This is a genomic window from bacterium (genome assembly GCA_035419245.1).
Taxonomy (GTDB): Bacteria; Zhuqueibacterota; Zhuqueibacteria; order Residuimicrobiales; family Residuimicrobiaceae; genus JAKPUX01.
This window is the reverse complement of sequence record DAOLSP010000039.1, coordinates 1,575-6,932: the sequence shown is the minus strand read 5'-3', so window position 1 is coordinate 6,932 and position 5,358 is coordinate 1,575. Positions and strand designations below refer to the sequence as shown.

The window sequence follows — 5,358 nt, the reverse complement described above, 5'->3', positions numbered from 1 at the left end:
GCTTTCAGAAGAAGGTAGTCTTTCGGCTCGCTCATACTATCTCCACCCTGACGACGACCTTCCCTGACGGCTCGGACATCACAACCTCGAGGGAAGCGGGTATAGATTCGGTGTTATATTGCTCGATGGACACGTCTTCGCGATAGCGGGTCGCCAGGAGATCGGAGATGGTGATCCCGGCAGCACCCGCAGTGACCGCCTTGAACTCTATAACAACAGGTGTCAACTGCTCTCTATATTCATCAGCCACCGGCACCATCATCCCGATCCATACTGGCATGTTTAGAATTCCTTGAATTCTTTCAGCTTCCAGTTGTCGTTTTTCTTGATCCCGAAAAGGCCACGTGTTTCGCCGCGTTCTACGAGTACAGCGCCATCCAGAAACTTTCCTCTGCCTGTGCCACATTTCGGGCAGACTGCTGGAGCAAAGGGCGGATCATAAACATGCAGCGGAGTTTCATTAAATATCTGACCGCACGGGCATTGCTTGCCCTTTACCCAGCGTTCGCCGATTTTAGTGTAAACCTCTTTCATCATCCCTCCTTATGCCCCAAAATCTTATTTATCAGTTCGTCGGTTTCGTCGATCCCGACTTGCACCAAAACAGCATCAATCAGGCAGCCCACGCATCCGCACCCGCGGATGCGTGGAGGGGGAGGCGGTGGAGGAATCGGTTTTACCTTTAAGTTTGGGCTTAATCTTGGCGCGTTTGTTCCCACATTTCCTCCTTTAATTTTTCACCCCGCCTGCGTTCAATTTTGTGCAGCAGGCGCTTGAAGAATTTATTTACGCGGGGACGATAGGACCGGGAATAATCGGCCAGCGGACGCTTCCCCCACCATTGACGGTCAATCCGCCTTTCGGCGCGCTCTCCGTTGGCCATTATTCACCCTTACAATCAGTAATAAAGATAGGTTCCGGGTTTGGAAAATATCCCCCGATAGGGGTAAGGACAAAGGTTTCTTTGCCCTCTTTTATAGCGATCCGCTGCGCTTCGCGCTCGGCTGCTTCCCGGTTCTTGTGCTCAAAAACCGGGATTCTGTTGCCGCGAACGTAGACCATCCAGAACGGAGCCTGTCTTTTCATTTGTTTTCCCTGATCAATTATGGTACCCGAGCCATTTATCGAGCCGCTTAGATCCCGTCGAAATTTTAAGGATCATTTCTCGCCGGTACAGCTCCTCCGGATCCGCGTAATATTCGAGATTGAAAATCAGCCGCTTAAAAACAGGCACGAGAACGACGACGATCAAAACAGCCAAGAACCAAGATCCGAAAGCAGATTCGAGCGCATAACTCGCGCCAGCGAGAGCCGTCGCAAGAGTCCGAATCTGGTCAAGGAAATGCCAGTAATCGCGGTACGGATGGCCGACTCTCCCGAGCTCGTCTCCTTTGTCTCCGAGGTGCGTCCGAAAATCCTTGATCGCATCCGCTCTCCCTTTGCTCCAGGCTGCGAGCGCAAGCGAGATAACCAGGGCCGCGATCGTTAAAGTTTCAGCGACAATTTTCACCTTTAAAATCCTCCTCGAATTTTGCGCAAGCTGGCCATCCGACTCGATGGTCTGTTGCCGCTCCACTTGTTATTTTGCGATAGCGGCACTTATAGTAATTCCTGCCGTGATATTCAATCTTTATTAGATATTTACAGCGCTTGCACTGCTCCCCATAAGGTCGAGAGTTATTTTCCGTTCTCTGGCCGCACGAATCAAACCAGTGCTGGTTCCACCCGCCCCGCAAAACAGATCAGCAACAATAGCGGTTCTCGTCATACCACCTCCTCCGGATGCCGGGCTTGATAGCACTGGCGGCAGAGCACCGGCGCATGCTTGGTGATGCTGGCGTTATTGCCGTCCACGCGGATATAGCTGTGCTTATCGCACAGCGGCGCTCGGCACTCGCGGCAGAGCACCGTCGCGCGCTCGACATAGCACGCCTTGCAGCGATAAGGCTTCATACGGCATCCAGTTCTAATTTAAGCTGCGCCCGGAACCGCTCGAATCGTTCCACGCTGGCATCAAAGTATTCGCGGTCAAGCTCGCACCCGTAGAAATCAAAGCCCATATCCCATGCAGCGATACGGGACGAGCCGCTGCCGAGGTGGGTATCCAGAATCTTGTCGCCTGGATTTGCGTAGTTGTGCAGCAGCCATTTATAGAGAGCAACGGGCTTTTGGGTTGGGTGGATGCGATATTCTTTATTTTTCATGTCCTGTTGTAACATTCCAGCCCATCGAAAAGTGAATTTTCTGGTTGCTGTTTTAAAGCTCGTCCATGCAAGTTCACAATCAGCGAAATCATTTTCACCGTTATCTTTATCCCAGACAATCCAACAGCTTGATGTTTTCGCTAAAAAATGATTTGCCCCCCAAATAATTTGATTTTTTGATTTACCGAAAAGCATATCAAAATATTTATCATTTGGTGCCTTACTGTCCCATCGTTTAGGCGTGTATTGCTTAGAAATAGCCAATTTGCCTCTGCTGTGATTACTTTTTCCATCCTCACCTATCCCATACGGCGGGTCAACAATCGCCAGCTCGAAGTGCTTGTCCGGGTAGCGCGCCATAAATTCCATGCAATCACAGCACTCGACATGCGATATTGGCTTCATCGCCATCCCTCCCGCTTCAGCCGCGTCTCGATGCGCTCTTGGCGCGGCGCGCGATCCTCGACCTCGGCGCAGTCATCCAGCGCGCCAGGCTGGGCGTGCGCAAAACGCATGTCCTCGGCGACAAGATCAGCCATGATGCGCTCACCATCGACGGCAGCGTCGCTCAGGTCCCCGGCGTCGCCGTATTCGGCGCCTTCCTCGGTAAAGCGTGGGCCATCATTGCGCCAGCCCTGCGCGCGGTACAGCTCGGTAGCGGCCCAGTCCATGATTTCGGTCAGCGTCGGCGCTTCCGCGCGGTATGGGTGCGCGGCGTCATACAGCTCTCGTAAGCGGCTCATTTTTCCCTCACAGTCAGCGTTAGCTTTTCTCGCCCGGTGCAGTGCAGCCATTGACCGGTGTACTGCATTTCCGGGCACACAATGACCTTTTCCACTACCACGTCCACGCCCAGCGCGGCGGAGAGCGCGTGGGACAGCTTTTTCCGGTCGGCCTTGCGGAGTTTGCGTTTCATAGTAACTCCGTCACGATAATTTTAAACATCACCACCGCGCCATCCGGCACATCAGGCTCGGCGGGATCCACGGCAAACGCGCCATCCTCTCCAGCGGTCGGGTGCAGCTTGTAGGTATTGTCGTCGCCCCGCAAGATCGCCTTACGATTGGCGGTGGACAGCACCAGGCCCTCGCCCGGCGCGATGCAATCAAATACGACGCTCGCCAGCGGCAGGTCACCGGTCAGCGCATTACCGTCCTGTTCGGCGGCGACGTAGGCGAGATTGCTCGCCGGGTAATTATTGACGCCCACCCGCGTCCACACTTCGCCGGCCACGCTTGACCGGTACTTCAGCACCGCCGGGTATACCACATCGCACCCGGCCGAGTGCACTGATAGCCCGCCGGTGTCAATGCGCAGCGCGGCGGTCAGCGTCTCGCCAACTTTCCGGCGGATGACCGGGGCATCGGCCGACAGCATGCCGATTTTTTGCAGGATGTTCTTTGCCATTTTACCGTCTCCCGTAGTTTTGTCTGCAGATTTCCCCGTCCTCAATGTCGATTCGCCCGCTCCCATCCAGATCGGCCCGCTCGCGCCAATTGGCATACCACGGCAGCGCGCCATAGCTGGCCCGCACCAGCTCGCCGTCCTCAATGTCAACCATCCCGTCACCGTTGACGTCGCCGTACAACACGGGCGCGCGCGAAAAGATGGCCTCGATCGATGCCGACGGCTCGCTCTCGTTGCCCGCGCGGTCGGTGGCGGTCAGGGTGAATGAATAGCGTTCGTAAAAACGGCGCATGGGCAGCGGGAACGACGCGGTGGTATCTGGTGCGGCGATAGTGCCGAGAACGCCGGCAGAATCGGCGCGGTACCAATAGGCGGTGTAATGATCGAGGTCGCTCTCAGTATTCGGCGACCAGACCAGCCGCACCGAACCGGGTCCGGTGATGACGCGCGGCGCGGGTTCGGCTGCGATAATAACGCGCGCCAAAAGGTATAGCTCAATGATGATGCCGACTAATACGATGGTCAGCCATCCGCTTTTAGTCATGTTCGGCCTCCTTTAATGAGTCGGGAAGTTCGCTATTAACTATATGCGCATTGGGTATAGCAAGCTGCTCCTGTAACAGCGTATTGCGCTCCTGCGCAGCGAAAAGCTGCGCCTCAAGCTCGGCAATGCGGGCATCTTGATTCCGGATGCATGCGCTGTAATCCTTGCGGCGCTCTACGATCTCGGCTTCAAGCTCGGCAATGCGGGCAGCGTGATCTTCGTAGCGCACCCAATCGCCGCCTGCATCTATACATAATTTCTCTATACTATGATCTACTTTTTGTAAATCTTTAAATTTATACACATTCATTGTGTGCAATTTATATCTGTCCATCACATCCTCCTATTCAACTACAATATTACAGCATTCCAGTTCATCAAGCCATTTTTGGAACCCATCATCCCCAATTAATTCACAAATAGTGTCCATCAGGAAATCAGATAATTCCGTTGAGCCAACGGAGTCATCCAATAAATGATGTTTGCGATAAGCCAACTTGAGAACACCCAATACGTTTTCTGGTATTTTCAAATCATCCTTATAGCCATCCACTATTCGCTGCATAGCAGCAAGTTGGGATTCAAGCTCGGCAATGTGAGCTTTTATAAACATCCAGCACTCGCCCATTGTTGACGATTCATCATACAAAAGACTGTCTATCTTCTCAAACGCATTTAAATAATCCATCGCCATCCTCCTTAAATTAATCGGCGGCAGGCAGATTCGGCGAACAATCACCTGCTTATCCCGCCTCAGCACCATTCGTCGCAACTCCTGAGTGCCGCTGCCGCCTAAATTCTGGCGCTGTTATACGCACGCGCCGAGCGTCGCAGATATCCGGCGTATCCGGATTCACTGCGCAGCGCCATTACTTTTCCGTATCGCCATTCACGAGTCCAAGATCAGCAGATATGTGACTCTTCTTGGCAAACTCAAGTATGGCCGCACGAGCCGCCTGATACTCAGCGTTATCACAATCCAGCACGCAGAAGTGTGCAGCTAACTGGCGTGCAATCTGTGCATCAACCTTGACGTTTTTGCTGCCACACCAAAGCGGCCAGCAGGAAAAGTCAACATCAGCCCCGCGGAGATCAGCCCCGCGGAGATCAGCCCCGCGGAGATCAGCCCCGCGGAGATTGGCCCGGGCGAGATTGGCCCCGGTGAGATCAGCCCGGACGAGATTGGCCCCGGTGAGATCAGCC

At 53.9% G+C, this 5,358-nt stretch carries 14 protein-coding genes; all 14 read right to left on the bottom strand.

Annotated features, from left to right (window positions below; translation table 11 throughout):
• Positions 1 to 31: 31 nt before the first annotated feature.
• The gene (locus tag PLH32_18165) at positions 32 to 280 is read right to left on the bottom strand and encodes a hypothetical protein (protein HQJ66535.1); all 249 of its coding nucleotides are present in this window, start codon (positions 278 to 280) and stop codon (positions 32 to 34) included.
• A gap of 2 nt (positions 281 to 282) precedes the next feature.
• Complete coding sequence (locus PLH32_18160; protein ID HQJ66534.1) at positions 283 to 534, bottom strand: hypothetical protein; 252 nt, start codon at positions 532 to 534, stop codon at positions 283 to 285.
• Between the two features lie 160 nt (positions 535 to 694).
• Entirely contained in the window at positions 695 to 883 is a 189-nt protein-coding gene (locus PLH32_18155) for a hypothetical protein (protein ID HQJ66533.1), read from the bottom strand.
• The gene (locus tag PLH32_18150) at positions 883 to 1,086 is read right to left on the bottom strand and encodes a hypothetical protein (protein HQJ66532.1); all 204 of its coding nucleotides are present in this window, start codon (positions 1,084 to 1,086) and stop codon (positions 883 to 885) included. Before PLH32_18150 ends, PLH32_18155 begins: the two co-directional genes overlap by 1 nt.
• Before the next feature lie 13 nt (positions 1,087 to 1,099).
• The gene (locus PLH32_18145; GenBank protein HQJ66531.1) at positions 1,100 to 1,510 is read right to left on the bottom strand and encodes a hypothetical protein; all 411 of its coding nucleotides are present in this window, start codon (positions 1,508 to 1,510) and stop codon (positions 1,100 to 1,102) included.
• A 254-nt stretch (positions 1,511 to 1,764) separates the two neighbouring features.
• A complete protein-coding gene (locus PLH32_18140) occupies positions 1,765 to 1,953 on the bottom strand; it encodes a hypothetical protein (GenBank protein ID HQJ66530.1) in 189 nt (62 codons plus the stop codon).
• Complete coding sequence (locus tag PLH32_18135) at positions 1,950 to 2,609, bottom strand: DNA methyltransferase (protein HQJ66529.1); 660 nt, start codon at positions 2,607 to 2,609, stop codon at positions 1,950 to 1,952. The genes PLH32_18140 and PLH32_18135 overlap by 4 nt, the downstream gene beginning before the upstream one ends.
• Positions 2,606 to 2,947 (bottom strand): hypothetical protein, encoded by a 342-nt coding sequence (locus PLH32_18130; GenBank protein HQJ66528.1) that lies wholly within the window; start codon positions 2,945 to 2,947, stop codon positions 2,606 to 2,608. Before PLH32_18130 ends, PLH32_18135 begins: the two co-directional genes overlap by 4 nt.
• A complete protein-coding gene (locus tag PLH32_18125) occupies positions 2,944 to 3,120 on the bottom strand; it encodes a hypothetical protein (GenBank protein HQJ66527.1) in 177 nt (58 codons plus the stop codon). The genes PLH32_18130 and PLH32_18125 overlap by 4 nt, the downstream gene beginning before the upstream one ends.
• Positions 3,117 to 3,611, bottom strand: coding sequence for a hypothetical protein (locus tag PLH32_18120; GenBank protein ID HQJ66526.1), 495 nt, complete (start codon positions 3,609 to 3,611; stop codon positions 3,117 to 3,119). The genes PLH32_18125 and PLH32_18120 overlap by 4 nt, the downstream gene beginning before the upstream one ends.
• Before the next feature lies 1 nt (position 3,612).
• Positions 3,613 to 4,155 (bottom strand): hypothetical protein, encoded by a 543-nt coding sequence (locus PLH32_18115; protein HQJ66525.1) that lies wholly within the window; start codon positions 4,153 to 4,155, stop codon positions 3,613 to 3,615.
• Complete coding sequence (locus tag PLH32_18110) at positions 4,148 to 4,489, bottom strand: hypothetical protein (protein ID HQJ66524.1); 342 nt, start codon at positions 4,487 to 4,489, stop codon at positions 4,148 to 4,150. The genes PLH32_18115 and PLH32_18110 overlap by 8 nt, the downstream gene beginning before the upstream one ends.
• A 9-nt stretch (positions 4,490 to 4,498) precedes the next feature.
• Entirely contained in the window at positions 4,499 to 4,918 is a 420-nt protein-coding gene (locus PLH32_18105) for a hypothetical protein (protein HQJ66523.1), read from the bottom strand.
• A 106-nt stretch (positions 4,919 to 5,024) separates the two neighbouring features.
• A partial coding sequence (locus PLH32_18100; protein ID HQJ66522.1) for a pentapeptide repeat-containing protein occupies positions 5,025 to 5,358 on the bottom strand: 334 nt, incomplete at its 5' end.

Coding starts and splice junctions, on each gene's coding strand:
- PLH32_18130 (HQJ66528.1), bottom strand. CDS start 2,947: ATGAGCCGCTTACGAGAGCTGTATGACGCCGCGCACCCATACCGCGCG.
- PLH32_18120 (HQJ66526.1), bottom strand. CDS start 3,611: ATGGCAAAGAACATCCTGCAAAAAATCGGCATGCTGTCGGCCGATGCC.
- PLH32_18150 (HQJ66532.1), bottom strand. CDS start 1,086: ATGAAAAGACAGGCTCCGTTCTGGATGGTCTACGTTCGCGGCAACAGA.
- PLH32_18165 (HQJ66535.1), bottom strand. CDS start 280: ATGCCAGTATGGATCGGGATGATGGTGCCGGTGGCTGATGAATATAGA.
- PLH32_18140 (HQJ66530.1), bottom strand. CDS start 1,953: ATGAAGCCTTATCGCTGCAAGGCGTGCTATGTCGAGCGCGCGACGGTG.
- PLH32_18115 (HQJ66525.1), bottom strand. CDS start 4,155: ATGACTAAAAGCGGATGGCTGACCATCGTATTAGTCGGCATCATCATT.
- PLH32_18110 (HQJ66524.1), bottom strand. CDS start 4,489: ATGGACAGATATAAATTGCACACAATGAATGTGTATAAATTTAAAGAT.
- PLH32_18135 (HQJ66529.1), bottom strand. CDS start 2,609: ATGAAGCCAATATCGCATGTCGAGTGCTGTGATTGCATGGAATTTATG.
- PLH32_18155 (HQJ66533.1), bottom strand. CDS start 883: ATGGCCAACGGAGAGCGCGCCGAAAGGCGGATTGACCGTCAATGGTGG.
- PLH32_18160 (HQJ66534.1), bottom strand. CDS start 534: ATGAAAGAGGTTTACACTAAAATCGGCGAACGCTGGGTAAAGGGCAAG.
- PLH32_18105 (HQJ66523.1), bottom strand. CDS start 4,918: ATGGTGCTGAGGCGGGATAAGCAGGTGATTGTTCGCCGAATCTGCCTG.
- PLH32_18125 (HQJ66527.1), bottom strand. CDS start 3,120: ATGAAACGCAAACTCCGCAAGGCCGACCGGAAAAAGCTGTCCCACGCG.